At 54.6% G+C, this 26,998-nt stretch carries 21 protein-coding genes; 10 read left to right on the top strand and 11 right to left on the bottom strand.

Annotation, left to right across the window (positions count from 1 at the left end):
- Positions 1–293 precede the first annotated feature (293 nt).
- From M5B98_RS20990 to M5B98_RS20980, 3 genes are all read left to right on the top strand, one after another.
- Positions 294–2,096, top strand: coding sequence for a glycosyltransferase family 2 protein (locus M5B98_RS20990; RefSeq protein ID WP_248743845.1), 1,803 nt, complete (start codon positions 294–296; stop codon positions 2,094–2,096).
- A gap of 430 nt (positions 2,097–2,526) precedes the next feature.
- Positions 2,527–5,115, top strand: a complete 2,589-nt coding sequence (locus M5B98_RS20985) for a rhamnan synthesis F family protein (RefSeq protein WP_248743844.1) — start codon at positions 2,527–2,529, stop codon at positions 5,113–5,115.
- Entirely contained in the window at positions 5,112–6,044 is a 933-nt protein-coding gene (locus tag M5B98_RS20980; RefSeq protein ID WP_248743843.1) for an SDR family NAD(P)-dependent oxidoreductase, read from the top strand. Before M5B98_RS20985 ends, M5B98_RS20980 begins: the two co-directional genes overlap by 4 nt.
- A 113-nt stretch (positions 6,045–6,157) precedes the next feature.
- Here the strand turns inward: M5B98_RS20980 and M5B98_RS20975 are convergent, their stop codons facing one another.
- The 8 genes from M5B98_RS20975 to M5B98_RS20940 form a co-directional block, all read right to left on the bottom strand.
- Entirely contained in the window at positions 6,158–7,339 is a 1,182-nt protein-coding gene (locus M5B98_RS20975; protein ID WP_248743842.1) for an acyltransferase family protein, read from the bottom strand.
- 284 nt (positions 7,340–7,623) lie between these two features.
- Positions 7,624–9,531: a hypothetical protein gene (locus M5B98_RS20970; protein ID WP_248743841.1), complete on the bottom strand. Its 1,908-nt coding sequence runs from the start codon at positions 9,529–9,531 to the stop codon at positions 7,624–7,626.
- 70 nt (positions 9,532–9,601) lie between these two features.
- Entirely contained in the window at positions 9,602–10,573 is a 972-nt protein-coding gene (locus M5B98_RS20965) for a lysylphosphatidylglycerol synthase transmembrane domain-containing protein (RefSeq protein WP_248743840.1), read from the bottom strand.
- Positions 10,570–11,310 carry an SDR family oxidoreductase gene (locus tag M5B98_RS20960; RefSeq protein WP_248743839.1) on the bottom strand — a complete coding sequence of 247 codons (741 nt, stop codon included), beginning with the start codon at positions 11,308–11,310 and terminating at the stop codon, positions 10,570–10,572. Before M5B98_RS20960 ends, M5B98_RS20965 begins: the two co-directional genes overlap by 4 nt.
- Positions 11,307–12,620 (bottom strand): FAD-binding oxidoreductase, encoded by a 1,314-nt coding sequence (locus M5B98_RS20955; protein WP_248743838.1) that lies wholly within the window; start codon positions 12,618–12,620, stop codon positions 11,307–11,309. The genes M5B98_RS20960 and M5B98_RS20955 overlap by 4 nt, the downstream gene beginning before the upstream one ends.
- On the bottom strand, positions 12,617–14,047 hold the full coding sequence (locus tag M5B98_RS20950) for a UbiA family prenyltransferase (protein ID WP_248743837.1): 1,431 nt from the start codon (positions 14,045–14,047) through the stop codon (positions 12,617–12,619). Before M5B98_RS20950 ends, M5B98_RS20955 begins: the two co-directional genes overlap by 4 nt.
- Before the next feature lie 589 nt (positions 14,048–14,636).
- Positions 14,637–15,380 carry an ABC transporter ATP-binding protein gene (locus M5B98_RS20945; protein ID WP_248743836.1) on the bottom strand — a complete coding sequence of 248 codons (744 nt, stop codon included), beginning with the start codon at positions 15,378–15,380 and terminating at the stop codon, positions 14,637–14,639.
- Between the two features lie 13 nt (positions 15,381–15,393).
- On the bottom strand, positions 15,394–16,320 hold the full coding sequence (locus M5B98_RS20940) for an ABC transporter permease (protein WP_248743835.1): 927 nt from the start codon (positions 16,318–16,320) through the stop codon (positions 15,394–15,396).
- A gap of 412 nt (positions 16,321–16,732) precedes the next feature.
- On the opposite strand from M5B98_RS20940, the gene M5B98_RS20935 reads away from it, so the two are divergent.
- The 4 genes from M5B98_RS20935 (at position 16,733) to fabF (ending at position 21,491) form a co-directional block, all read left to right on the top strand.
- The gene (locus M5B98_RS20935; protein ID WP_248743834.1) at positions 16,733–18,727 is read left to right on the top strand and encodes a polysaccharide biosynthesis protein; all 1,995 of its coding nucleotides are present in this window, start codon (positions 16,733–16,735) and stop codon (positions 18,725–18,727) included.
- A 110-nt stretch (positions 18,728–18,837) separates the two neighbouring features.
- Positions 18,838–19,173, top strand: a complete 336-nt coding sequence (locus tag M5B98_RS20930; RefSeq protein WP_248743911.1) for a ComEA family DNA-binding protein — start codon at positions 18,838–18,840, stop codon at positions 19,171–19,173.
- 216 nt (positions 19,174–19,389) lie between these two features.
- A complete protein-coding gene (locus tag M5B98_RS20925) occupies positions 19,390–20,184 on the top strand; it encodes an SDR family NAD(P)-dependent oxidoreductase (RefSeq protein WP_248743833.1) in 795 nt (264 codons plus the stop codon).
- 32 nt (positions 20,185–20,216) lie between these two features.
- Complete coding sequence (gene fabF / locus M5B98_RS20920) at positions 20,217–21,491, top strand: beta-ketoacyl-ACP synthase II (protein ID WP_248743832.1); 1,275 nt, start codon at positions 20,217–20,219, stop codon at positions 21,489–21,491.
- Here fabF and M5B98_RS20915 read toward each other — a convergent pair.
- Positions 21,488–22,045 (bottom strand): TetR/AcrR family transcriptional regulator, encoded by a 558-nt coding sequence (locus tag M5B98_RS20915; protein WP_119429657.1) that lies wholly within the window; start codon positions 22,043–22,045, stop codon positions 21,488–21,490. The two genes, fabF and M5B98_RS20915, sit on opposite strands and share 4 nt — an antisense overlap.
- A gap of 175 nt (positions 22,046–22,220) precedes the next feature.
- On the opposite strand from M5B98_RS20915, the gene M5B98_RS20910 reads away from it, so the two are divergent.
- On the top strand, positions 22,221–23,072 hold the full coding sequence (locus M5B98_RS20910; protein WP_114884612.1) for an urea carboxylase-associated family protein: 852 nt from the start codon (positions 22,221–22,223) through the stop codon (positions 23,070–23,072).
- A 46-nt stretch (positions 23,073–23,118) separates the two neighbouring features.
- Here M5B98_RS20910 and M5B98_RS20905 read toward each other — a convergent pair whose 3' ends face one another.
- Together M5B98_RS20905 and eat are read right to left on the bottom strand one after the other, a co-directional pair.
- Positions 23,119–23,286, bottom strand: a complete 168-nt coding sequence (locus M5B98_RS20905; RefSeq protein WP_065257130.1) for a DUF2897 family protein — start codon at positions 23,284–23,286, stop codon at positions 23,119–23,121.
- Between the two features lie 118 nt (positions 23,287–23,404).
- Positions 23,405–24,769 carry an ethanolamine permease gene (gene eat / locus M5B98_RS20900; protein WP_248743831.1) on the bottom strand — a complete coding sequence of 455 codons (1,365 nt, stop codon included), beginning with the start codon at positions 24,767–24,769 and terminating at the stop codon, positions 23,405–23,407.
- Between the two features lie 431 nt (positions 24,770–25,200).
- Here eat and kdpF point away from each other — a divergent pair, with 431 nt between their 5' ends.
- Together kdpF and kdpA are read left to right on the top strand one after the other, a co-directional pair.
- Entirely contained in the window at positions 25,201–25,290 is a 90-nt protein-coding gene (gene kdpF, locus M5B98_RS20895) for a K(+)-transporting ATPase subunit F (RefSeq protein WP_007899818.1), read from the top strand.
- A gap of 8 nt (positions 25,291–25,298) precedes the next feature.
- Entirely contained in the window at positions 25,299–26,993 is a 1,695-nt protein-coding gene (gene kdpA, locus M5B98_RS20890; RefSeq protein ID WP_248743830.1) for a potassium-transporting ATPase subunit KdpA, read from the top strand.
- The last annotated feature ends 5 nt before the right edge of the window (positions 26,994–26,998 follow it).

Here is a 26,998-nt window from a genome sequence, read left to right as displayed (position 1 = left end):
ATGTAATTGATTCAGGTCCCGTGGCGGCAACGCGTTAACAGGGTTAGTGGGGACTTCTATGATTGATATTGAGTTACAGACCAATGGATAAAAAGTGTAAAGCTTCTGATAGACCAGTCGTGCGGGCACTCACCAGGCCACTTCGTGTCCTTCGGCGTGGTGCTTCAATCTGCTCCAATATCTTGCGAGCAGTGTTTCGCGGAGACATGGTTACAGTTAGGGGTTATGCTCGGGCTGTATACTTGAGAGTTCCTTTTTTGAAGTTTGTCTGGTCGTTTTATAGTTATAGAAAAATGAAGCTGATGCGAGGCATCCGTGACAAGACGTTATCGAATGATAATATCAAGTCGTTGAATGCACTGTCTGATAATCGGTTTTCCGATCTTTCGGAATTGGCTGCGTCCCCGGCGTTGACCGTCTTTCCTCCTATCGATGTTTCGGTTGTTTCTTATAATAGTTCTCGCTGGGTGAAGAAGTTTCTTGATTCTCTGGCTGCGCAGGATTATCCGCTCTCAAGTATTCATTTTAAAGTTGTTGATAACGGCTCTACTGATGATACGGTCGAATTATTCAATGCTTATTTGAATTCATATGGAAGTGCGTTTGCCAGTACCGAAGTCATTCAGCAGGCGAATCTGGGCTTCGGTATGGGGCACGATCGCGCGATTCGCAAGGGGCAATCGGATTATTGCCTGGTTGTGAATCTCGACCTTGAGTTCCTGCCTTGTTCGATCGTAAAGGCAGTTACAGCTGCCGTAAATGACCGTAACCCTGCATCCGCCAGCTGGGAGTTTCGGCAGGTACCGTTTGAGCATCCGAAATACTATGACCCGGTCACCCTGGAAGCCAACTGGTCGTCGCACGCGTGTGTTCTGCTGCGACGTGACGCGTATGTGCGTTGCGGTGGTTATGATCACGCCATTTTCATGTATGGCGAAGATGTGGAGTTTTCCTATAGATTGCGCTCTTACGGCTATGTACTGAAGTACTTGCCCAGTGCGGCGGTGATTCACCATACCTACGAAGAGGCTGGTGAGGTCAAGCCACTGCAGTTTGCGGGGAGTGTATTGGGCAATACCTATATACGGTTGCGGTATGGATCGAATGTCGACCGCTTCGTAGCGTTGGTGTTGTACGCCATTCTTTTTGTATACCCCTCGCAATTTCCGGGGGCAAAAAAAATGCTCCTGCGGAATTTGCCAAAATTATTTAAGAATTTCCCTCATTTCATACGCGGAAAAGGACCGGTTGCGGCTAATTTTCCGTTTCGCGGTTATGACTATGAGCTGGTCCGCGATGGCGCATTCTGGAAGGCGAAACCTTTTGATTCTGCGAGCCCGGCACCCAAGGTTACAGTGATTACTCGTACCTACAGAGGGCGTGGTGTTTTCCTGAAGCAGGCCATGCAGAGCGTGTTTAATCAAACGTACCCCAATATTGAGCTAATCGTTGCCGAGGATGGTGGGAATACTCAGTTGGAGATCGTGGAAGCGGCGTCCACATACGCGCCTTCAAATGTCGCTGTAAAATTTTTGGCCAATGAAAAAATCGGTCGCTCCGGTGTGGGTAATGCTGCAATGGCCATTGCCCAGGGCGAGTATTTTATGTTTCTGGATGACGATGATCTGTTGTTTTCAGATCATGTCGAAACGCTTATGCAATGCTTGAGCGCCGAACCTGATCTTGACGCTGCATACAGCCTGGCTTTTGAAGTGGCTACTCGTGTCAATGATGATAAAAGTCATTACGTTGAAGAGCTTTTTTACACGCCCCCTGTGTTTCGCCAGGAGTGGGATTATAGCGTTATGCAACGCCATAACTTTATTCCCATTCAATCCATCATGTTCAAGAAAGAACTCTATCAGCGTTGGGGCGGGTTCGATCTCGATCTGGATCAGCTTGAGGACTGGAACTTGTGGCTCTGCTACGGCTACGAGGCCAACTTCCGTTATATCGGAAAGACCACGTCGCTTTTCCGCACGCCAGCTGATTCCGGCGTTCGTGCCGACCGCCATGCTCTTTTGCATAATGCCTATGAAATGGCGGTCAGAAGTGCCACTCAGCGCATTGCACAAGACGCAGGGCGTGCATCCTAGTCCGCGGGAAATGGATCACTCACTTTGAGAGAGGGATGATGAAACCCTTGGTGTTGGTTGTGAAAGGCGAGGGAAGCGTTCAGTGCTTGACTCCTTTCGCAGCCAACGGCCGTTCCTCGATTCAGGGCCAGTCTGGATGCATGGTGGCCACCTGAATGTCCCCCTGCAGGCATGTCTTCGTACCCCCACCACGCCTGAGTCGGATCGCCGACGAATCCAGGATTCTCAACTTTCGTCGAATGTTGGAAAAGCATAAACTGGCCAGCGGATTTTTTTGCAGCCATCAACCGTTCCGGGAAGTGGATGGTGATCTGGTGCAGCGTCGGTGCATGGTGTCGGAAATATGATCACGCCCGTCCGCGTAGTTTTCGCTGAAGCGAAACGGAAGATGCACGTCAGTGCCCGTACGAACGATTAAGGAACTAGTAGCTTGAGCCTGAACACTTTGAAAACCATTGCGAGACGACTGCGACGCGCTTATTACATCCTGAGGTCCGGTGCGAACGAGCCAGTGGTTGGCAAGGCTAACTATGACTGGGATTACTATTTGCACCAGTATCCCGATGTTGCAGCCTCCGGCATCGATCCGCGCGACCATTATTTTCTCTACGGTCGGCATGAAGGGCGCAGCGCGGTGGTCCCGGCGCCTGGCACCGAAGGTTCCGATAAGTCCGACACTGCCAACTACAATTGGGAATTCTATCTACGGAATTATCCCGATATCGCCGCCGCCGGTATCGACCCTAGCCAACACTTTTTTCAGTTTGGTCGAGATGAAGGGCGTATTGCGGTGTTGCCGGAGCTCAAGTTCATCGGCTCCCCGGAAGAGGACTTTGATCCCGCGCGCGAAACTGTTCTGGTTGTGAGCCATGAAGCCTCTCGAACCGGGGCTCCGATCCTCAGCCTTAATCTGGTTCGTATACTGAGCAAACGCTACAACGTAGTCGCTTTGCTGCTCGGAGGAGGCGCTTTGGTCGAGGCGTTTCGCGAAGCCGGCGCTGTAGTCGCCGGGCCATGTGAGATGCGCCATTATCCGATCGCCACTCAGATGATTCTCGACAAGCTGTTCCTTCGCTGCCAGTTCAAGTATGCCTTGGTCAACAGTATCGAATCCCGTTTCGTGCTTTCGTCGCTTGCCCGGCATTTTATCCCGAGCGTCAGCCTGCTTCACGAGTTTGCTTCATACACCCGGCCGCGGGATGCTTTCCGCCAGGCTCTGTTCTGGTCCACCTCTTCGGTTTTCTCTGCAAAACTGACTCTGCAGAGTGCGCTGGACGAATACCCTGATCTGGACGAGACAATCGCTCACATCATGCCGCAAGGGCGTTGCGAACTCCCATTTGCCGCACTTGATGAAAAAGCGCGCAATGCTGAAATAAAGCGATTGATGAATGCTCTGCGTCCATCGTCTGTACCTGCCGATGCCTTCCTCGTCATAGGCGCTGGCTCAGTTCAGTTGCGCAAGGGGGTAGATTATTTCATCGAGTGTGCGAGCCGGATCCTGCGTGCCAATCCCGCTCGCAGCTTCCGGTTTGTCTGGATCGGGCACGGTTTCGACCCTGACAAAGATGTAGGCTACTCGGTTTACCTTGCGGATCAGATCCAGCGGGCAGGCATCGAAGAGCACATTACGTTTCTGAAGGACACGTCGGAGCTTGATTTCGTCTACGAGCAGGCTGATGTCTTGTTGATGACGTCCCGTCTGGATCCGTTGCCGAACGTTTCCATTGATGCGCTCTGTGTGGGTTTGCCAGTCGTTTGTTTTGAAAGTACGACCGGGATTGCGGACATCCTCTCCGAGGAACAACTGGGAGATACCTGCGTTGCGGGCTATCTGGATACAGCCGATATGGCGGAGAAGTTGCTGAATCTCTCCAGCGACCCTCAGCTCTATCAGCAAGTGGTTTCCCGCTCGCGGGAAATGGCGTCCAGACGCTTCAACATGGATGCCTACGTAGAACAGCTGGACCAGTTGGCCGGCACGTTGATCGACAAGGCGAAACAAGAGGCCGATGATGTTGCGCAGATTGCCCAGGCAAATGTACTGCGCTCCGATTTCGTGAGCCTGTCTGAGCGCCCTGAGCGGACTCAGGACGAAGTCATTCGCGAATATGTACGCGCTTGGGCTTGTGGCGTCGATCAGCGTAAACCTTTTCCAGGTTTCCACCCGGGCATCTACAAAGAGCAGCATGAATCGCTCAAGGTGGATCCGCTTGCAGACTTTATACGCAAGGGTCGCCCGCAGGGGCCTTGGCTCGCTCCCGTCATCACCCCTGAAGAGCGGACGAAAGCCATACCGCGCGTGACGGTAGCGCTTCATCTTCATGTATCTCATCCAAAATTGTTGGGTGAAGTACTCGGCAGATTGAAGCACAACAAGTTTTTACCTGATCTGTTCATCAGTTCGCCAAGCGATGATCTGCGCACCGAGATCTCCCGCCAGTTGTCCGGTTATGCAGGACGGTTGGTCGAGGTGCTGACTGTGCCGGAAGATAAAGCTGATATCGGACCGTTTTTCGGTACATTGGGTAGGAAAATCTCTCAGCAATACGACTTCATCGGGCATCTGCACACCCAGGCAAGCGAAGATGCTGACGACGATTCTGAAGTCGAGGCAGGTTACAACTTCCTTCTGGAAAACCTGCTGGGCGGCAAGTCTGGTGCCATGATGGATCGCATCATTTCCAGAATGCACGATGATGCAACGCTCAGTATCGTGTTTCCGGACGATCCCAATGCGGAAAGCATGGGCAGCCTTCGACCGATTGTGCAGCACTGGGCAAAAAATATTGAAATCGAGCCATTAAGGGAGTACCTGTACTTCCCAGTCGCGGCGATGTTCTGGGCGCGTGCTGATCAGCTGGAGGCGCTGTGGGATCTCGCGGTTCAACTCCCTGACGATCGCGCTTCGGTTGAAGACGATGTCGCTCTGCATGCAATGGAGCGGCTCATTCCCCTGTCTCTTGCCGGCCCGAGTCAGCGCTGCGCGGTAACCAATGTATTGGGTGTGACTCGATGAAAATTGTAATCTTTGGTGGCGGTGGGTTTATCGGAGCGGCAATCGCGGATCAGCTGCTTAAAGATGGACACCAGTTGCGCATTTTTGAGCGGCCGCGTGTACCTCCTTATCGTGAGTTTACGGCTGAGGAATCGGTTGAGTGGGTCACCGGTGATCTCATGAGTTCCAGTGAAGTCACCGAAGCAGTGGAGGGTGTCGACGTAGTCCTGCATCTGGTTTCCACGACGCTTCCCAAGACCTCCAACGATGATCCAATCTACGACGTCCAGACCAATCTGGTCGCGACCTTGCAGATGCTCAATGCGATGGTCGCCAAGAAAGTAGGCAAGATCGTCTTCATCTCTTCCGGGGGGACGGTTTACGGTTCGCCCAAGTATCTGCCGATTGATGAATCCCATCCGACAGACCCGCAGGTTTCCTACGGCGTCACGAAGCTGGCAATCGAGAAGTACCTGCTGATTTACCAGAACCTGCACGGTATCAAAGCCAATATCCTGCGGGTCACCAATCCTTATGGCGAGCGCCAGCGCGTAGAAACCGCTCAAGGTGCGGTCGGCGTCTTCCTGAGTCGAGCGCTGCAGGATAAACCATTGGATATTTGGGGTGACGGCAGTGTTACCCGTGACTATATCTATGTAGGCGACGTTGCCACGGCTTTTGCAAAAGCGGTCACGTATGATGGTGAACATTCAGTGTTCAATATCAGTTCCGCGTCGGGCACCAGCCTTAACGAATTGATTGGCGTGATCGAAGGGGTTACCGGGAAATCCATTGCGCGTAACTATTCGCCAGGTCGTGCATTTGATGTCCCTACGAGTATTCTGGATAACTCGCTGGCCCAGCAGGAGCTCGATTGGCAGCCGAGAACTTCCCTTGAGGATGGTGTTGCCAAGACTTGTGCATGGATGAGGAAGGCGCTGTCCAAGTAAAGCAGGGGTTGATGATTCCGTTGGTTGAAGTAGTCAGCGTGTCACTCAAAAGCTAATAAAAACCCGCCTCTTGAAGGCGGGTTTTTTTTGGAGTTCTGGAATTGTCGCGATGTTCAGTCAACTGGCTTTTTGATTAAAAGCTTCCGTGCGACGGTATCGACTCGTTTTACCCACCAGTCGTCAAACTTAGCTAGCGGAACAGCCAACATGACTGATGAGAGAGCGGTAACAGCAAGCACGATCATCAGGCTTGTCTGGTTGTTGACACCGTGACTTGTTAACTTGAAATAGGCATAGCTGGATAGCGAGCAAATAATTAATGTGTGGACAAGGTAGAGCGGGAAGCTGATTTTTCCGATACTGGCCAATAGCTTTCCATTCAGACTCATGAATAATTTTTGATTGGTCATTGTCGCAAAAATTATGCAGGCCGATCCTAGTGTGTGGAACAGTGTCTGCGAATGTGGCTTTAGTGAGGTCGGTATTATAGAGAACCAAGTGTATGATTTTTCCGGGATCATATATCCGAGAAGGTATAGGCCCAGGATGATAAGGCCGATAGAGGTCAGGAATGAAATATGAATTTTATTCTTGGCTAGATAGGCAGAAAGAAACGCCCCGACTACAAATGGAAAAACAAGATCGTTATAAAACAAGGCCGAGATTGAAAGGATTGCCAAGGCATAAACCAAATGGCGATACCCCAGGATCACGGAGATAAAGCATGCAAGCATATAGACTACCATGCTGCCAAAAAACTCTGGCTTCATGGTCCAGAGGTTTGTGTTGTAATTCGCCGCTCCTGTAAAGAAAGTAGTCGCACCTTGGAACAGCGCACTCAGGAAGTTTGGCTCAAAATCGGGGGTTAACCCGAAGGCAAACGCGGCCAGCCATGGGCTTGAGCTAAGTGCGGCGGCCTCGCGAAAATAGTACAGATTCAGTCTGAACAGGCAGTAACTTGCAATCGTTGTTATTGTGACGATCGCAACCAGTCGCGGGAATCTTTTAAGAAAGGCCAGAAGCAGTTTTTGTGGGTTTTCATGGTTGAAATAAGACCAGCACAAAACAAACCCGGAGAGTGTGAAAAAAAATCCAACAGCGCCAGTGCCATTAAAAAGAGCAAAAAAAGGTTGGCCTATCAAGCTGTCTGCGTTTCTGACGTCTGGCAATAGACCTGTGGTGTACGGGGAGAATGCCAGGAAGAAATGATGGATCAGTACAATAAAGGCAGCGATTCCCCTATAAGCTTCAAGCGGAATCAATCTATTGCTGCCGTGTATGTTTTTTACGGGCATGTCAGACCTTGTGTTGAATTTTCGAGCTGTCGGGTTTGCATGGATACATTTTATCGGACTGAATGCCGCTGACACCAGTGATGAGATCGGAACAGGTATGTGGTCTCATCAATATTGCCGCTATCCCTGTGCTTCCTGGGTAATCAGCTTCCGATACTCTTGATATGTTTGGTGTGCGACGTACGGTGGGCTCTGCCAATGTCGGCTGTAGCGTGTTTGTCAAAAAAACGCAAAAAAATACCCTGCGAAAATATTCACTTCTCGCAGGGTATGGCGCTACCGCATTACTTGTTTTGTTCTAGTTTGATCAGGACCCAATTCGTGTCGACGACGTTGTTGTTGTCCAGTACGACTCGGTAATTTCCGTCTTTCGCTAATGGGAAACTAACGGCGAAAGGCTCTCCCGCTCTAATAACCTTGCGTTCGGCGATGATGTCATTCTGGTGGTAGACCGTAAATCCGGCAACCGCTCCGCCGCGCGCAAGTATCTCTTTGGGAACGTTCGGAGATATGGAGGCGGTCAATGTAAGTGATGTAACACCCCACTTTTTGAATGTGTTCGGGTCGAGCTCAAATGTCGTAGGCTGGGTTTCTCCTGGGTGTGCGAATATAGTATTCGGGAACGCATCAGCGCGCAGAATTCCATACTTGTCTCCCAGTACTGGTTTGGTAATAAGATCGATCAAAGGAGTGTCGATAGAGGCGCAAGTTCCATTGTCTGCACATATTTTAAGTGTGCGGTCAATGTTTGTTACTTGTGACAATACGTCGTTTCTGATGTGAACCCCGAACGGGTAATTTATACCGACTTTTGTTGCGCTGTTGAATATTTTTACAAGGGTATATTTGTCCCCTAGCTTTCTTATGTCGCTGATGATGATTTCCGGGAAATAGGTGTCAACCAGATTGTTGCTTTCGTAATGACGGTTCAGAAAGGAACTGTCTATTGTATACCGGTGCCCAAAGAATGCTGGGCTACCCCAAGGTGACTGTAGTTTGAAGTTTTTAGGCGTGTTTTCATTGATCCATTTACCGGCATCTGTTCGATCTTTTTCAAGATTTAAATATGTTTTAACGCCGGCGGTCGATTGCTTGCCGATAATATATGACTGCGTGACTATGTAACCAAGAAGGAGGATAAGTGCCAGCTTGATAACAAAAGAGTATTTAGAGCTGATGTTCCAAATGGTTTGGGCGCCCAGCGATCCCAAAATGAACAGGCTGTAGAGAGCGGGTGTTGCGTACCAGTCGTAGCGCTCGAGAGGGAATTTCAGGCTATAGGCTGTCAGATGGGTAAGAATCAAACCTCCCAGAAAGATGAACAGAGGCAGGGATTTCTTGTTCAAGCCCAGTAGCGCCGGCAGTGCAAGAATTGCAAACCAGTAGTGATTGTTTTCAACGAGCAGGTATTTACCGAACCACTGCCAGGTAATATATGACTCGACATTCTGAAAAAAGGTTTTGGTGATGAATGAGTTTGGTACAGGCAGTCCAAAGTAAATCCAGGCAAAACCGTACCAGGTAACGGCAATGGCAGCGGCGATGGCTATCGTTTTTACCGGGATAGAGCGAGTCAGCACGCTCCAGGCGCATATCAGAAAGAAAGCAGCAGGGATCAAATCGAGCTTTTGTACAGTGAGCAGACCTGCTGCAACACCCACGTGAACCCAGTTATTGCTCCGTAGCAGTGCCCATAAGGCATAGGTAAAGACAGTAATGGTCAGCGGCGATTCCAGCCCGGCAGTTCCGGCGTACCACATGAAGAGTCCGTCGGACGAGGTCGCTGCCACAAACAATATGCCAGCCACATAGCCGAATCGTTGTACCAATACCCAGCCAGCGAAGGTAAGGGCCAAACAGCCCATCAAGGCACCGCCGCCGACTAGCGCAACAATCGGAGATACTCCCAGTTTTATCAGGAGTGCCAGGTAAAGCGGATAAAGAGGGGATGACGCCCCCCAAATTGGAGATTCACCCAGATTCCAGACCCAGAATTGTCCATGCGTCATGTTCTCTGCATAGCGCAAGAAGAATGACCCATCATCGGCGGTCGCTCCACCCCAGCCTGCTTGCAGCCCGTATACGTAAACAAAAAACGCCACCAGTGCAAAAAGCAAGTGGCCTTTGGTTCGTACGAAACTCTCGGCGGGAGTTATTCCAATTTGTGTAGTGTTGCTTCCAGGGGTCAGCATTTTTACCTCGTTGTCATATATGCTGTTTCGGCATTGCTGAATGCTTGTAAGTCTATTAAATCCAATAGTATTAGCTTTGAGGGGGAAGGGCTGGTGCTGAGTCTTTCTTGGCGATGCTCAAGCAAACCGAGCCGATGCCAACGGCATACCACAGTGTTGCGAGTCGTATCAGTACTGTCGCAGCCACAGCATCTGCGTTATGCATGCCATTCCATATCAGCAACGTGACCATTACCGCCTCGGCGCCACCCAAGCCACCAGGCATGAAACTTATTGCGCCTGCAAGCATTGCAAGCGCATACACGAACATTGCAAATTGCAGGGTGATGTCCGCTCCCATCCAGGTAAGAATCCAATAGAAAGCGACAGCCTCCGCACCCCATGAAACAACTGCAAGCAGCGTGGTGAGAGCCAGAACATCAACTTTGTGGCAACGCTGGGCTTCTTTGAATATATCAATCAGGTGGCCGCTTATTTTTGCCAGTCTGCCTTCTTTTTGATCGATGAGCTGCTCGGCCCAGCTATGGATTTTTTGTTGTGAAAGTATGAGTAGGACTATTGCGATACCGATCGCGCCAAAAATAATTATCGGTCGCGCATCAGGATACAAAGTAAGGCCCAAGAAGCTCAGTAATACAATGCCAATGAGGTCTGATAGTCTTTCACTAAAGAAGGCCGCAAAACTTTTTCCGTATGGCATCCCCCACGGTTTCAGCAGAACACCTCTCAATGCTTCCCCGGCTTTTCCTGGGGTTGTAGTCAGTGCAAATCCGGCCAGATAGATCTTCAGGCTGGGTTTCCAGGGAATGGCATGCCCGAGTACCTTGAGGTAAATCTGCCACCTGAAGAATCTCAATAAATAATTGAAAGAAGACATCAGCAGGGCAATGACTACCCCGAACATGCCAACCTCTTTTACCGAATTTGCAACTGCATCCCAGCCGCCCCACATTGAAAAACCGAGATAGCCTATCGCCGACAACACGACGGAGAGAATAAGCGCACGGTACTTCCAGCCAGACAAGTGAGTTTGCACGATCACAAGCTGAGTCTCTTGAATACTGCTTGAGGAATGCACCGGATGATAAGCATGATCAAAGCCCAGAAGCCGGGTGCATAGAGTGTTGCAGCTTTGCTTTCGATGCCGTCAACGATACGACGGGCAACCTTCTCGGGGGTGGCCAAAAGCAGCGGTGGCAAGTTCAGGCCTTGAGTCATCGGGGTATCGACAAAGCCCGGTTTGATCGTGGTGACATTGACGCCGACCTTGTAAAGGCGTGCACGCAAGCCCTCGCAAAACGTCGATACGGCCGCTTTCGCCGTGCCGTACAAGTAGTTGGAAGGGCGACCACGGTCACCGGCTACCGAGGAAATGACGGCAAGACTGCCGCAACGTTGCTCCTCGAACTGATTGGCCAGCAGGGTAAGCAGGGCAATTACCGAGGTACCGTTGATGGCAAATTCCCTCAAGGCCACGTTGACGTCCTGTTCACAGGCTTTTTGGTCCGGGAGAGTGCCGTGGGCAATCAAGGCAACATCGATCTGCCGCAATTCACTCAGGCAACTGCTCAGCATTGCTGCATGCGAGGTGAGATCGGTCGCATCCATGGCGTGGAGCGTTACCCCCTGGGCGCCGCGAGCTCGAAGATCAGCAGCGGTTTGCTCCAGTTTTTCCTGGTCGCGGGCCACCAGAAAGAATGTCGCACCTTGCTCGGCCCAGAGGCGGGCACAAGCCGTGGCGATGGCCGAGGTAGCTCCAATGATCAAAACTCGTTTCATGCGATTACTCGTTTCCAGAAATGGGACATCAATGTTGGGTCACGCAGCTCTTCCAGCTTTTCCCACTCTGGATAGGCCTTGCGAAATTCATTCCCGCTCATGTGCGCATCCTTGGCCGGATACAGGCGACCGCCCGCGTCACTCACAATGGCATCCAGACGCTTGAACAGTGGCATGAGAGCGGCCTTCTGGGGGAAGTCCAAGGCGAGTGAGGTGCCTGCCTGGGGGAAGGACAACAGGCCCGGCGACTTGATGTCACCACAGCGTTTGAGCACGGCAAGGAACGAGCCTTGCCCGGAATCGGCGATGGCGACCAGCAACTCTTGCATGGCTTTTTCGGCGTCGATGTCAGGGATGACGCACTGGTATTGCTGGAAACCTTTGCGTCCGTAGATGCGGTTCCAGTGCAGGATGCTGTCCAGAGGGTAGAAAAACGGATCATAGCTGACGCGTTTTCGCGTGCGCTGGATCGGGTGTACTCGCCAATAGGCCTCATTGAAGGCGTGCAGGGACAGATTGTTGATCAGTGACACGGGTGGGGTAAGCGGTACTTGCTTTTTAGAGCGCTCGCAAACTTCCAGAGTCCCATATCGGGCGTGGTCGCCGACGATGAACACTCCGCGTCCGGTGTTGGCGCCCTTGGCCAGGCAATCGATCCACGCGACGCTGTATTCATGTTGATGATCCAGTTCGGCAGACAGAGAGAAAAACTCGCTCAAATTGTTGAAGCGCACCAATGTACTGTCAATCTGGCTGGACTGGATTGGCATCAGCTGGATTTCCGCCCAGGTGATCACGCCGGTCAGCCCCAATCCTCCAATGGTGGCGGCAAACAGTTCGACGTTTTCGCTCGCGGAGCAGGTCAGCAGTTCCTGATCATGACGCAGCAACCCGAAGTGGCGCACATGATTGCCGAAAGTGCCACGCAAATGATGGTTCTTTCCGTGAACGTCGTTGGCTATCGCTCCCCCGAGGGTCGCGAATTGCGTTCCCGGAGTGACAGGAAGGAACCAGCCCTGAGGGATCGCGATGGCCAGAATCTCGCCGAGGGTTACGCCGGCCTCCGCAATGACGATGCCGCGCTGCCAGTCGGTCTGGATGAAACGATCGAGTGAGCGCATGTGCAGCACCTGGTCACTCGCAGCCAGGCAGCTGTCTCCATAGCTACGCCCATTGCCATATGCAAGGGTGTTGCCGTGATCGGCAGCTAATTGCCGAAGACTCGCAGGGATCTCGCTTCGCCAGCTGCAGGAAACGGCTGTCTGAGGTCTATCCGGGTACCTGCCCCAGGAATAAAGAGGTGCGCTCATGCAGCTATCCAGAACACGAGTCCAAACATTATCCCGACTAGCAGACTGACGCGGTCGCGGATGGCGAATACCACAGGGTCATCATGCATTTCACCTCGATGGGTAAGCATCCAGACCCGAGTAATCCAGAACAGCAGCAATGGACAGGCGACCCAGATCACTTGTGGGTAGGCATAGAGATTTGCAGTGGCCTGATCGTGGATGTACAGGGCCAGAACCATGACCGCCAGGTAGCCGGAAGAGGCGCCCAGTGAGGAGATCATTTCCAGATCCGCAGGATAGTAACCCCGGCCCCGGGTTTTCTCGGTTTTACCTTTTCTGCGTGCCTCATAGAGTTCGGCATAGCGCTTCACCAGAGCCAGACTGAGGAACATGAACATCGAGAATGCCAGAATCCAGAAAGTCAGTGGCAAACTGAAGGCGGCCGCCCCGGCAATGATGCGTACTGTATACAGAAGGGCTAGCGCAATGACGTCGACCGCCATTTTCCGTTTCAGAGATAACGAATAGGCCAGTGTCAGTACGTAGTAAGCCAGGAGCACTGCGCAAAACTGCCAGGGCAGTAACAGCGCTGCACCTGCAAAAGAGGCCATCAGCAACAGGGGGAAAATAATCAGGCCTGACCTGATGGACAGCCGGCCCGATGCGAAGGGGCGATTGCGCTTGCTCTTGTGATGGCGATCATCTTCCAGATCAAGAAGATCATTGAGCACGTAGACGCTGGAAGCGCATAAGCCGAACAGCACAAAGGCCAGAATTCCCTGCAAGAGCAATAGGGGATTGGTTAATTGATGCGCCGCCAGCAGCGGTACAAAGATCAGTGCATTTTTCATCCATTGATGAAGCCGCAGTGCTTTCATCCAGTCCTTGGGCCGGGACTGGTTGGAATTTATAAGGTGCTCCACATTGCCTTGGGCGCGTGCGCGCCGTTCCACGCCTGCCTCGGGGTTGACCACGTAAGCGTGTCGTGCGGCGGCCCATACCGGAATGTCATCAAGTGAGTTGCCCGCATAGTCAAAGCCGTTTTGGCCATAGTGCTCGACCAGCAGATCGCGCTTGCGATGCGCTGACAGATTGCGATTGGCATCGGAGGCTAAAACCTGGTCAAACAATTGAAGGTGGTCTGCAATGCGTTCTGCCAGCGAGTAATGGCTTGCGGTAGCCAAAACAACTTTGCGTCCGGTAAGCCGCTCGGCTTCGATCAATTCGATGACCGCTGGATCGTACGGTAAAGAGGTGACGTCAATCCGGGTAGCGGTGGCGAACCCCTCCTTCAGCGCAGCCTTGCCTTTGAGCAGCCAGCACAGGGGTTTGAACATTTGCAATGGCTGCTTGCGAATGAACGCCATGCCGGTTTCTAGCAGAAGATCGGAGCGCAGCAGCGTGCCATCCAGATCAACGACAAGAGGAGGTGGGGTCGTCACCATAATACTTCCCTGAAAAACGGAGGTCAGACTGTTTCTGACTGGGATGAAAATTACAAATCGAACGCTTTTGACTTTCGCAGCCAAGATAAGGCAAATGTATTCAGCGCTTGAGTTGACTGTACTTGAAACCTTGTCCTGATCGCTTGTTCATGTAGGTGGATCGAGAATTAGAAGGTGTTCTAATGTAGGAACTCAGTGGCGCAATTGCCGCATTTCGTTCTAGTGCATTTTCTCGAAATTGACATGTAGCGATGCTTCAGGAAATTGCATCTGCCTGGAATGTTTTTGCAGGCGGGAAGGTTACGGTGGTGGTGGCGACGCTGCAAGTACAAAGCTTTGATTGATGCTCGTCCAGGCATGATTTTGGGGAAGGGGCGGTCGTGTGGATGCCGTTGCGCGCTCCAGAGAAGCGTCTGGAATCCGGGTATCTGTGGGTCGTGTGTCGGTGTGGTTCTTTGTCGCGCAGAACTGAAACCGGGTGCTCATGGTGAGCGGCCAGCGCAATGAGAGTCTTGCGGGCGCCGCCCGGTCTGATCGAGTTGATAGTGGGTTCATCAGCTCATCAGGCAAGGACGGGCGCCCGAAAACATCATTCGCCGAAATACGCTCGAGTCACGGTCGCAGGATCGGCATCCATCTTGATTTTGCCGTGCTCCAGCCAGATGACCCGATTGCAGGTATGCATCACCAGTTCACGAGAGTGGCTTGCAATCACCAGAATGTTGGTCGCTTCGACCAACTCATTCATGCGTGCTTCGGCTTTGTGCTTGAAGCCTTCATCCCCTACCGATAGCCATTCGTCCATGATCAGGATCTGTGGGCGGATTGTGGTAGAGACCGCAAAGGCCAGGCGCAGATGCATGCCCGAAGAGTAGGTGCGAACGGGCATGTCGATAAAGTCGCCCAGTTCGGAAAACTCGATTATCTCGTCGAGTTTCTCTGTAATGTCGCCTTTTGTCATGCCTAGCAAGATGCCACGCATGAAGATATTTTCCCTGCCGGTAGCTTCAGGGTCTATCCCCAGGGAGATATCGATCAGGGAAGCAACTTCACCCTCGATTTTAGCGGTGCCGGCGGAGGGGGCATAAACGCCGCTCAGCAGTCTGAGCAATGTACTCTTGCCTGCGCCGTTGTGGCCGAGCAGTCCGACCCGATCTCCATCACTGAGAGAAAAAGTAAGGTTTTCCAATGCCCTTACGGTGACGCGTCCTTTTTCGTTGGCGCTTATCTTGCCGCCGGTTGCGACTTCAATAAGCCGTTTTTTCAGGGAGCGACCGTTTGCGTTGTAGATGGGGAAGTCAACGCAGGCTTGTTGAAATTCAATAGATGCCATAATAGTTTTCTTCTCAGATCCAATATGCAATGCGGCGTTTGTAGCTGCCATAAATGATGATGGCAATGCTCCATCCAAACAGTGCCATGCCGCCTGCTACCCACCAGCTCAACGCGCTGACATCTTGTCCGAGCAAAGGAGCCCTGACAATTTGAATAAGATGATAAATAGGGTTGAAGTCTAGCAAGTAAGTTCCTGAGCGACCTGAGATCAGCGAAGGAAGCCACATGATAGGCGTCAAATAAAATGCAACTTGCAAAAAGCTTGCAATGATTTGTGGAAGATCACGGTATCGCGCGCAGAAGATGCTTAAAATCAAACTTGCCCATGCCAGGTTCAGGGCGAGCAGGGCAAAGCCCGGAATACTCAAGAGCGCCTCGAAGCCCAACGGCTTTTGAACTGCCAGAAGTACAAGTGGGAAAATTACAATGTTGTGCGCGAGAATCAGGGTGTTGCGCCAGAGTGTACGCAGGATGTGTACAAATAATGGAATGGGTAGTTGTTTGATAATGCTTTCTGCAACGATGAGGCTGGTGCATCCCTCTGTCAGGCAGGTAGCAATGAAGCTCCACAAAATCATGCCCGCAGCGAGAAAGGGCAGAAAGTCTTTCATTGGAGAGTTGAATATCTGGCCAAATACCAAGCCAATAGTGCCGATCATGATGCCCATGCTGATGGTCAGCCAAAATGGTCCAACAGCAGAGCGTCTATAGCGTTGGCGTACATCTTGCCAACCGAGCATGCCAACCAGAGAATAGCGCTTTACCGCCGTCCCTATGTCCGCCAAGGCAGCATTTATTGAGTTGTTGAGCATTTGAATCACCGGGGTCAAAACAGTCGATGTTTGTAATGTTGGCTGAAGGATGATGTTACTTTTCTCATCCCGCTGAATATCCAGATTTTTGATGGTCGCCGCGTCCATGCTGCGCGTAGAGCCCATAAGGCATGCATTTTGCTGCTGATTACATGCGAGCGCGCGCTCGGTGAGTTCGTCACCATGACCGACGTGAGCGATTCGAAAAAGATCTTGTGTCGGATTGTCGTGCTGTGCTTTCTAGGGGCTAATATCTCTGACTCTATGGGCGATGATTCGCCTATCATCCCATGCTCAGGGGCGAACACCAAAGAAATTTCCTCACGCTGAAGCGCAGCTGGCTCGGTTTTCGCTTCGGTCATAAGCTTCGGTTAGAGACATGCCGGCTCATGAATACGGCGCATTTTCGGATAAATGCTTACTCAAACAGTAAGTGGTGGGCCCGCGTGCGTACGTGGTGGGTGATCTTGTTGTCATTGCGGTTACAATGCCGATCAACGACTGCTTAAAGGAGAGGGCTACGTGCTCAGAAGGGTGAATGGATAAAGTGCGCAGAGTGTTACTGGGATTGCCTCGCAGGCAAAAAAGGCTGGTACAGGTCGCCACTGATGTGGTCTTGGTCTGGGTTGCGCTGTGGCTGGCCTTTATCGTCCGTCTTGGCATCGACGATATGTACAACCCGCTGAGAGCCCATTTCTGGTTGTTCATCTGTGCACCGCTCATCGCCATTCCTCTCTTCATCCGCATCGGCATGTATCGTGCCGTCATGCGTTATTTCGGCAATGATGCACTGGTTGCAATCGTCAAGGCCGTCAGCCTGTCATCCCTCATCCTGGCACTCGTCGTCTACTGGTACAGCAATCATGAAGCTGTCGTTCCGCGCTCGATCATTTTCAATTACTGGTGGTTGAGCCTGGTGATCATCGGCGGATTGCGGCTCTGCATGCGCCAGTATTTCATGGGGGACTGGTTCACGGCGGCGCAACGTATACCGTTCACCAATCGTGACGACGGTCTGACCAAAGTTGCCATTTACGGTGCTGGAGTCGCGGGTAACCAGTTACTCGCAGCCTTACGCATGGGGCGAGTGATGCGTCCGGTTGCGTTTATCGACGATGACTCCAGCATCGCGGATCGTTCGATATCCGGTCTGCAGGTTTACAAGCCTAAACACATACAACAAATGATCGATGTCACGGGAGCCCAGGAAATCCTGCTGGCGTTGCCGTCTTCGACTCGGGCGCGGCGAAGGGAGATTCTCAACTTTCTTGAGGGCTTTCCATTGCACATCCGAAGTGTGCCGAACTTCACTGATCTGGCCAGTGGCCGTGTAAAGGTCGAGGATATCCAGGAAGTGGATGTCGCGGACTTGCTGGGGCGAGACTCGGTCCCGGCTCATCCCGATTTGCTTGAGCGTTGCATCAAGGGCAAAACGGTCATGGTCACTGGAGCCGGGGGGTCTATCGGTGCAGAGCTTTGCCGGCAGATCTTCTCGCTTGGGCCCGCTACGCTCATATTGTTTGAGCACAGTGAGTTCAATCTGTACAGCATTCTCAGCGAACTGGAAAAACGCTTCAACCGAGAGTCGTTGTCCGTTCGACTGCTGCCTATTCTCGGTTCCATCCGGCATCAGGACAAACTTCTGGATGTGATGAAAACCTGGAAGGTGGACACGGTATATCACGCTGCCGCCTATAAACATGTTCCGATGGTAGAACACAATATTGCTGAAGGCGTCTTGAACAATGTGATAGGAACCTTGAATACCGCACAGGCTGCATTGCAGACAGGCGTTGCCAATTTTGTGCTGATATCAACTGACAAGGCTGTTCGTCCGACCAATGTCATGGGCAGCACCAAGCGTTTGGCGGAGCTGACGCTGCAGGCGCTAAGCCGTGAGATTGCCCCTGTACTGTTCGGGGACAAGGCTAATGTATCGCGAGTCAACAAAACCCGTTTCACGATGGTTCGCTTCGGAAATGTTCTGGGCTCTTCCGGTTCGGTCATCCCTCTGTTCCACAGTCAGATCAAGTCCGGTGGCCCCCTGACGGTCACACACCCTAAGATAACTCGCTACTTCATGACCATCCCGGAAGCAGCTCAGCTGGTCATCCAGGCAGGTTCCATGGGGCAGGGGGGCGACGTATTCGTACTGGACATGGGTGAACCAGTGAAGATTGTCGAGCTGGCAGAGAAAATGATCCATCTATCCGGATTCAGCATTCGCTCGGACAAGAACCTCCAGGGAGATATCGCCATCGAATTTACCGGCCTTCGGCCGGGGGAGAAACTCTACGAAGAACTGTTGATCGGCGATAATGTGGCTGCGACCCATCACCCTATGATCATGAGCGCGAACGAAGACTACATCCCCTGGGACGTACTGAAGGGGCGCCTGACAGAACTGCTTGCGGCAGTTGAACAGGATGACTATTCCCGAGTTCGTCAGCTGCTTCGCGAGACGGTCAGTGGCTACACACCTGATGGCGAGATTGTCGACTGGATCCACCAGCAGCGCCGCCTTGAGCCCTGATTGTTTCACATCCTGTAACGGACGCATTTTTGACTTGTTCCGATCATCGCCTAAGTTTGAGGAGCAGCTTCGGAAAAGCTGCTTTCTCAATTGATGATGGAGCGTCACTTATGCGTACCGGTTATTTCTACTCCCTGATTTTTGCCCTGCTGACCAGCGCCTCGATTGCCGCAATCGCTGCGCCTGTGGCGCCGTCCGATACGAGCAAGGCCCCTCTGGTGATGGATTCGTCAGCCACTTCCGACGTCCAGAAAATCGATCTCAACGGGGCTGATGCCGCCACCCTTCAAAAAGAGCTGGCGGGTGTTGGAGAGGCCAAGGCCAAGGCGATTGTTGCATATCGTGAAATAAACGGGCCGTTTGCATCCGTGGATGAGTTGCTCGAAGTGAAAGGCATCGGCAAGGCGATCCTGGATCGCAATCGCGACAAGCTGGAAGTGAACTAAGCTGGTTGTTCAACGCCAAGGGGCCGGTCATTGACCGGCCCTTTTTGCTTCCCGGCCTTGAAGGATTGCGAGGGGGCAGGGTGCCTTTCCGTCGGGATATGGGAAATTACGGCTATCATATTGTGCTGAGATTATGCCTATAATAATTTCGGTCATCGCGAAAGCAATCGTGCTTTCAAAAGCTGCTCATTCCTCACGCATCCCAGGAGTATCGTCATGAATTCCCCGAAATCCCAAGGTACGGCGCTTGTCACAGGCGCGTCTTCCGGCATTGGAGCGGTGTATGCCGAGCGGTTGGCGGCACGTGGTTTTGATCTGTTACTGGTGGCTCGCGACCAGGAGCGCCTGGAAGCTGCTGCCAGCAAATTGCGAGACAAACATGGCGTCCAGGTCGAAGTGCTGAAAGCCGATCTGACACAAAGGGAAGACGTGCTCAAGCTTGAGCAGCGTCTGCGCAGCGACTCCGGCATCAGTCTTTTGGTCAACAATGCGGGGGTGGCAGTGAACGGATTGCTGGCCAATGCCGACCCGGACCAATTGGAAAACCTGATTCAACTGAATGTCACGACCCTTACCCGGCTGGCCTCTGCAGCTGCAGCAGCATTCACCAAAGCCGGGCGCGGCACGATCATCAATATCGCGTCAGTGGTCGCTTTGTTCCCCGAGCGTTTCAATGCCACCTACAGTGCCAGCAAGGCCTACGTGTTGAGCCTCACTCAATCGCTGAATACGGAACTCGAAGGCACCGGGGTCAAGGTGCAAGCGGTATTGCCGGGTGTGACCCGCACCGAAATCTGGGCGCGTTCCGGTTTTGATGCCAGCGGTATTCCGGCGGAGATGGTCATGGAGGCGGGCGAGATGGTGGATGCGGCGCTGTCGGGGCTGGACCAGGGCGAACTCGTGACGATTCCTTCGCTGCCCGATGCCGGTGAATGGCAAGCCTTCGTTGCTGCACGTCATGTGATGGCACCCAATCTGTCCCACAGCTCGGCGGCCAGCCGATACAAGTAAATGACTTTTGAGTCGTGAGAGGTCAACCCGATATGGATCAGCGTCGAGTAGTTGTCACGGGTATGGGCCTGGTGTCGCCCCTGGGCAGTGATGTCGAAATCGTCTGGCAGCGTTTGCTGGCCGGGCGTTCGGGATTGCGAAACCTGCCGGAGGCGGTCGTTGCGGATCTGCCGACGAGGGTCGGTGGCGTAGTACCGACGATGGAAGAGGACGCTGAAGCCGGTTTCGATCCGGATCTTGCCACGCCACCTAAAGAACAGAAGAAAATGGATCGCTTCATTCTGTTCGCGATGGAGGCGGCCCGGCAGGCGCTTGAACAGGCAGGCTGGTATCCGACCGATCCCCGTGCTCAGGAACGTACGGCGACCATCATTGGCTCCGGTGTCGGTGGCTTCGGTGCAATCGCCGATGCTGTGCGCACCACCGACAGCCGTGGTCCGCGTCGCTTGTCGCCGTTCACCATCCCTTCGTTTCTGGTCAACCTCGCGGCGGGCCATGTCTCGATCCAGCACGGTCTGAAGGGCCCGCTAGGTGCGCCGGTCACCGCGTGTGCCGCTGGCGTGCAGGCGATCGGTGACGCCGCTCGGCTGATTCGTGCCGGTGAGGCCGACATTGCCGTGTGTGGCGGTGCGGAAGCCTGCATCGACCGTGTGAGCCTTGCCGGATTTGCAGCGGCGCGGGCGCTCTCCAGTGGCTACAACGACACGCCCGAGCGTGCTTCGCGTCCGTTCGACAGCGGGCGTGACGGTTTTGTGATGGGCGAGGGTGCCGGGTTGCTGGTGATCGAATCGCTGGATCACGCATTGGCCCGTGGTGCCAAACCATTGGCTGAACTGGTCGGCTACGGCACCAGTGCCGACGCCTATCACCTGACTGCCGGGCCGGAAGACGGCAGCGGAGCTCGACGAGCCATGACGCTGGCGCTGGCTCAGGCCGGTATCGCGCCGGATCAGGTGCAGCATCTGAATGCCCATGCGACCTCGACGCCGGTTGGCGACCTCGGTGAACTCGCGGCGATCAAGTCAGTGTTTGGAGCGCAAAACTCAATCGCCGTGACCTCGACCAAATCCGCGACCGGGCATCTGCTCGGTGCGGCGGGAGGCCTTGAAGCCATCTTCACGTTGCTGGCTATCCGCGACCAGACCGTTCCGCCGACCCTCAACCTGGACAATCCCGACCCGGCCAGTGAAGGCGTGGACATCGTCCACGGTCAGTCGCGGTCAATGCCGATCGAATACGCGCTGTCCAACGGCTTCGGTTTCGGTGGGGTCAATGCCAGCGTGCTGTTCAAGCGCTGGCAGGCTTAGTCTTCGGAGCGCTTGAGGTGTTCGCGGGTGACGTCGAGGATCTGCTGCGCAAACCCGGCATCCGCGACGCTGCGTGAGAGCAGGAGCGCGCCCGCCAGTGTCGCCATGATGACGATGCTGCGCTCGGCCGCGTTCTCGCCTTCGAGGGTGTTCTGGATCTGATCCAGACGGGCCTTGAGCACGAGATCGCTGGTCGGGCTCGGTTGTCCGCGCAATCCCAGTTCCGAAGAAATGGTCAGCAGCGGGCAGCCTTCATGCGGAGAGGTCTGGTGCCACTCGGAGAGATACGTATCGATGAAGGCTTCCAGCGGTTTTTCCTGGGCGAACAACTCTTCGCACAAGCCTGCGACCTGCTCGCCGGCGGCTTGCAGGGCTTTCTCGACCAGGTCGTCCTTGGATTTGAAATGCGAATAAAAGCCGCCATGGGTCAGCCCCAGTGCTCTCATCAAAGGTTGCAGACCGGTCGCACCGATGCCGTCCTTGCGAAAGCGCTCTGATGCTTCCTTGATAATGCGCTGATGGGTCTGGGCTTTATGATCTTGCGAGTAACGCATTTAAACTCTCCGCAACAAGACCGCCATCTTAACCAATGCAAATTGAATGGTGACTGTACTTCTACTTCTAAAAAGCCTGCCAGTGAATCCAACATGTTCGTAACAGCCATCAACGGTTGGCACGGATAGTGGTTGCAGCTCACAAAGTTGCCATCACCGAAGGAGCAGGAGAACCATGTACAAAGACTATCCGGCCGCCTATCAAGTCAGTAAGGGCTCGGCCTTGCAGGTCAATGCACCGTTCTACGAGCGGATTCGCGACAGCAAGGATGCGCGGACCCTGATCGAGCAATTCGAAGTGCCGATCCGCACCGGCCGCGCCTGGCATGTTCCGGCGGGCCATGTGTTTCGTGTCACCACACCAGTGGGGCCTCAGGTGGGCGACTTCAATGTGTGGAATGCCCACGATCCGCGTGAACGGATGTGGGCGGCGCGCACCCGACAACTGCAGGGCGCCCATGTCACCACTCATGATCGTCTCTGGTCGAACCTGCCTTTTTTGCGTCCCATGGTGACCATCACCGATGACAGCCTGGCCGATTACGGCATCGATGAACACGGCGGGCGCCTGCATGACTTGCTCGGTACGCGCTGTGATCCCTACGTGAACAAGATGCTCACCGGCGAAGACTTCCATCATCATTGCCATTCAAACCTGACCCGCGCCGTGTTACCCCACGGTCTGACCGAATTCGACGTGCACGACGTGTTGAACATCTTTCAGTGCACGGGCCTGAATCACGATGACCTGTATTTCATGAAGGCCTGCCCGGCGCAGAAGGGCGATTATCTGGAATTCTTCGCGGAAATCGATTTGCTGTGTGCGCTGTCGACGTGCCCCGGTGGTGATCTGTCGCTGGCGATGTGGGGGCCGGATGCGCAGGATCCGTTGAGCGTGTGCCGTCCGCTGGGTGTGGAAATCTATCGGCTGGACGAGTCGCTGCTCGAAGGCTGGAGTTCACCGGAACGCGCGGCGTACAAAGGCCTGCATGGCTTGCACATTGCCAGGGCCGAATGGGAAAAGTAACCGCAACAAAAAACAAACCCCGCCGATTCAAGGCGGGGTTTTTCGTTCAGCGGTCCTGCGCGTCCTTGATGTCCGCTTCGGCATTGCGCTCGGCAACGCGTTGACGTTGTTCTTCGGTCAGTTCGACCTTGTTGGCGGTGTCGCGCAGCATCATCAGACCCCCCACGATCGAGCCGATTGCAACGACCAGAATCAACCAGGCATACCAGGGCATAGCGGCTCTCCTTAATGGCAGGTCGCCGGGCGAGGATTTCGCCGGCGATGCTGCTTACCACGTTTGAGCGATGGGAAATCGCAGTGGTTCCATTCTAGGCCGGTTATGCCCGGTGCGGTTAAAGCCCGGTCAGCATGGCGTCCGCCGGAGCGTTCGCGCGCAATTGCCCGGTGAGCAAAAAGTAGCCGAAGCCGACGGCCATGAAGCCCAGGAAAGTCAGCCCGATCAGTGCGTTGAACCAGGCCATTGCCACCAGGCACACGATCGCCAGCACCAGCGCAATGAACGGGATCAATGGGTAGCACGGCGCGCGGAAAGTCCGCTCCAGATTCGGTTCGCTTTTGCGCAGCTTGAAAAGACTGAGCATGCTCATGATGTACATCACGATGGCGCCGAACACGGCCATGGTGATCATTGCGGCAGTGAGTGTCATGCCGCCGAGATTGATCAGGCCGTCGCTGTAAATGGCGGCAATGCCGATGACTCCACCGGCGATGATCGCCCGGTGCGGGGTCTGGAAGCGCGACAGTTTCGCCAGCGAGGCGGGCAGGTAACCGGCGCGGGCGAGGGCGAAGAACTGCCGCGAGTAGCCAAGAATGATCCCGTGGAAACTCGCCACCAGCCCGAACAGGCCGATCCAGACCAGCATGTGGAGCCAGCCGGAGTTGTCGCCGACCACCGCTTTCATCGCCTGTGGCAACGGGTCGTTGATGTTCGACAGGGTGCGCCAGTCGCCGACGCCGCCGGCGAAGAACATCACGCCCATCGCCAACAGCACCAGGGTCAAGATGCCGCTGATGTAAGCCTTGGGAATCGTGCGTTTCGGGTCCTTGGCTTCTTCTGCCGCCATGGCCGCGCCTTCGATGGCGAGGAAGAACCAGATCGCAAACGGGATCGCCGCGAACATCCCGGCAATCGCCGGTGCGCCGAACACGTCCGCGCCGGCCCAGCCATTGAGGGCGAAGTTGCTGAAGCTGAAGGCCGGGGCGACCACGCCCATGAACACCAGCAACTCGGCGACGGCCAGCACGCAGACGATCAACTCGAAGGTCGCTGCCAGTTTCACACCGAGGATGTTCAGCCCCATGAAGACGATATACGCGCCGACCGCTGCGTGTTTCGGATCGAGGGCCGGAAACTGCACGTTCAAATAGGCACCAATCGCCAGCGCAATCGCCGGCGGAGCGAAGACAAATTCGATCAGCGTCGCCAGGCCTGCGATCAATCCGCCTTTTTCACCGAAAGCCCGGCGACTGTAGGCAAACGGCCCGCCCGCGTGGGGGATCGCCGTGGTCAGTTCGGTGAAGCTGAAAATGAAGCAGGTGTACATGGTCGCGACCATGAACGAGGTCACCAGGAAACCCAGGGTTCCCGCGACGCCCCAGCCGTAACTCCAGCCGAAGTACTCCCCGGAAATCACCAGCCCCACCGCGATGCCCCACAGATGCAACGTGCCCAGCGTGGGTTTGAGTTGTGTGTTCATGCGTTTGCTCCCTGAACGGTTTGGAAAGCTCGGGGGAGGGCGTGTGCAGTGGGCGTGCCATTTTGTATTGGCGGGTCGCAATGGGCTGAAAGCTGTCGTATCGGGGATGTTCGCGACTCGATAGCCACATTTCTGTGCGCCACTTGGGTGCGATGTTGTCTGGAATGCCGCTATCGCGAGCAAGCTCGCTCCCACAGGTGCCAGCGGTGTCTGGACGCGCGCATTTCAAAATGTGGGAGCGGGCTTGGTCCGGGCGGCGATCCGACGAAGAGGCCCGTCCACACGACGCAAAACTCCGCTGTAACGCCCGCGTAAACCGACTCTTTACGCATTCTTTATGCCCCGCCCGCACCCTCGGTCTCGTTCCTTTACAGCCTCCTTTCCGACAATGCCTCCACACGCGGCAATAAGCCGTAACACGGAGATCTTCCATGAGCGTTCTGGACGGGGTGTCCCTGCTGCTGGCAGTGGGGCTGTTCATTTATCTGTTGGTTGCGCTGTTGCGCGCGGACCGGAACTAGGAGCGGCTATGCACAGTTATGACTATTGGCAGATCCTCGCGTTTTTCGCGTTGGTGTTGCTGCCGGCGCCGTTCCTCGGGCGCTTCTACTACAAGGTGATGGAAGGTCAGCGCACCTGGCTGACGCCGATTCTCGGCCCGGTCGAGCGCGGCTGTTACCGCATTGCCGGGGTCGATCCGCAGGCCGAACAGAGCTGGCAGAAGTACACGCTGGCGCTGCTGGCGTTCAACCTCGCGGGTTTCCTGTTGCTGTTCGCGATTCTGTTGTTCCAGGATCACCTGCCGCTGAACCCGCAAAACCTGCCGGGCCAGGAGTGGACCCAGGCGTTCAACACCGCCGTCAGTTTCATGACCAACACCAACTGGCAGTCCTACAGCGGTGAAGCGACCCTCAGCTACCTGAGCCAGATGGTCGGCCTCACCGTACAGAACTTTGTCAGCGCCGCCACCGGCCTCGCCGTGCTGGTCGCCTTGTGCCGTGGCATCGGTCGCAAATCAACCAAGACCCTGGGCAACTTCTGGGCCGACATGACCCGCGCCACCCTCTACGGCCTGCTGCCGCTGTGCCTGCTGCTGGCGCTGTATCTGGTGTGGCAGGGCGTGCCGCAGACCTTCGCGCAATACGTGAATGCGGTGACTCTGCAAGGCGTGGATCAGGTGATCCCGCTGGGTCCTGCGGCCAGCCAGATTGCAATCAAGCAACTGGGCACCAACGGCGGTGGTTTCTTTGGCGTCAACTCGGCGCATCCGTTTGAGAACCCGACTGCGTGGAGCAACCTGTTCGAAGTCACCTCGATCATCCTGATCCCGGTGGCGCTGGTGTTCACCTTCGGCCACTACGTGAAGGATCTGCGTCAGAGCCGCGCCATCATCGGCTGCATGCTCGCGCTGTTCCTGATCGGCGGCGCTACTTCGATGTGGGCCGAGTATCAGCCGAACCCGGCCCTGAACAACGTGGCCGTCGAACAGACCGCGCCGCTGGAGGGCAAGGAATCGCGCTTCGGCACTACCGCCACCGTGCTCTGGTCGGTGACCACCACTGCAGCGTCGAACGGTTCGGTCAACGGCATGCATGACAGCCTCAACCCGCTCAGCGGCATGGTCGCGCTGGTCAACATGATGGTCGGCGAAGTGATCTTCGGTGGCGTCGGTGCCGGGCTCTACGGCATGTTGCTGAACGTGCTGATCGCGGTGTTCCTCGCCGGCCTGATGATCGGCCGCACCCCGGAATACCTCGGCAAGAAACTCCAGGCCCGCGAAGTGCAATTGCTGGTCGTGACCCTGCTGGTGATGCCGGTCGGCGTGCTGGTGCTGGGGGCGATTGCCGCTGCATTGCCTGGCCCGGCGGCGACCATCAGCAACCCCGGCCCCCATGGTTTCAGCCAGTTGCTGTACGCCTACACCTCGGCCAGTGCCAACAACGGTTCGGCGTTCGGTGGCCTGAGTGCCAATACCCCGTTCCACAACCTGATGCTGGGCTTGGGCATGTTGATCGGTCGCTTCGGTTACATCCTCCCGGTACTGGTCCTGGCCGGCAGCCTGGCGATGAAGAAAACCGCACCGGTCGGCCAGAACAGCTTCCCGACCCACGGCCCGCTGTTCGTGACCCTGTTGACCGTGACCATTTTGCTGGTGGGCGGCCTGACCTTCTTGCCGACCCTGGCGCTCGGCCCGATTGCCGAACACCTGAGCATGGGCTTCTAAGGAAT

This window comes from Pseudomonas sp. MWU12-3088, assembly GCF_023242405.1.
GTDB classification, from domain to species: domain Bacteria; phylum Pseudomonadota; class Gammaproteobacteria; order Pseudomonadales; family Pseudomonadaceae; genus Aquipseudomonas; species Aquipseudomonas kribbensis.
The sequence above is the reverse complement of the archived record's forward strand: the minus strand, read 5'-3'. Positions and strand labels throughout refer to the sequence as shown.

Bases quoted from the DNA above. Each gene is read 5' to 3' on its own strand.
- M5B98_RS20990 (WP_248743845.1), top strand. From the start codon at position 294: ATGAAGCTGATGCGAGGCATCCGTGACAAGACGTTATCGAATGATAAT.
- M5B98_RS20980 (WP_248743843.1), top strand. From the start codon at position 5,112: ATGAAAATTGTAATCTTTGGTGGCGGTGGGTTTATCGGAGCGGCAATC.
- M5B98_RS20975 (WP_248743842.1), bottom strand. From the start codon at position 7,339: ATGCCCGTAAAAAACATACACGGCAGCAATAGATTGATTCCGCTTGAA.
- M5B98_RS20970 (WP_248743841.1), bottom strand. From the start codon at position 9,531: ATGCTGACCCCTGGAAGCAACACTACACAAATTGGAATAACTCCCGCC.
- M5B98_RS20960 (WP_248743839.1), bottom strand. From the start codon at position 11,310: ATGAAACGAGTTTTGATCATTGGAGCTACCTCGGCCATCGCCACGGCT.
- M5B98_RS20955 (WP_248743838.1), bottom strand. From the start codon at position 12,620: ATGAGCGCACCTCTTTATTCCTGGGGCAGGTACCCGGATAGACCTCAG.
- M5B98_RS20950 (WP_248743837.1), bottom strand. From the start codon at position 14,047: ATGGTGACGACCCCACCTCCTCTTGTCGTTGATCTGGATGGCACGCTG.
- M5B98_RS20945 (WP_248743836.1), bottom strand. From the start codon at position 15,380: ATGGCATCTATTGAATTTCAACAAGCCTGCGTTGACTTCCCCATCTAC.
- M5B98_RS20940 (WP_248743835.1), bottom strand. From the start codon at position 16,320: ATGGGCTCTACGCGCAGCATGGACGCGGCGACCATCAAAAATCTGGAT.
- M5B98_RS20935 (WP_248743834.1), top strand. From the start codon at position 16,733: ATGGATAAAGTGCGCAGAGTGTTACTGGGATTGCCTCGCAGGCAAAAA.
- M5B98_RS20930 (WP_248743911.1), top strand. From the start codon at position 18,838: ATGCGTACCGGTTATTTCTACTCCCTGATTTTTGCCCTGCTGACCAGC.
- M5B98_RS20925 (WP_248743833.1), top strand. From the start codon at position 19,390: ATGAATTCCCCGAAATCCCAAGGTACGGCGCTTGTCACAGGCGCGTCT.
- fabF (WP_248743832.1), top strand. From the start codon at position 20,217: ATGGATCAGCGTCGAGTAGTTGTCACGGGTATGGGCCTGGTGTCGCCC.
- M5B98_RS20915 (WP_119429657.1), bottom strand. From the start codon at position 22,045: ATGCGTTACTCGCAAGATCATAAAGCCCAGACCCATCAGCGCATTATC.
- M5B98_RS20910 (WP_114884612.1), top strand. From the start codon at position 22,221: ATGTACAAAGACTATCCGGCCGCCTATCAAGTCAGTAAGGGCTCGGCC.
- M5B98_RS20905 (WP_065257130.1), bottom strand. From the start codon at position 23,286: ATGCCCTGGTATGCCTGGTTGATTCTGGTCGTTGCAATCGGCTCGATC.
- eat (WP_248743831.1), bottom strand. From the start codon at position 24,769: ATGAACACACAACTCAAACCCACGCTGGGCACGTTGCATCTGTGGGGC.
- kdpF (WP_007899818.1), top strand. From the start codon at position 25,201: ATGAGCGTTCTGGACGGGGTGTCCCTGCTGCTGGCAGTGGGGCTGTTC.
- kdpA (WP_248743830.1), top strand. From the start codon at position 25,299: ATGCACAGTTATGACTATTGGCAGATCCTCGCGTTTTTCGCGTTGGTG.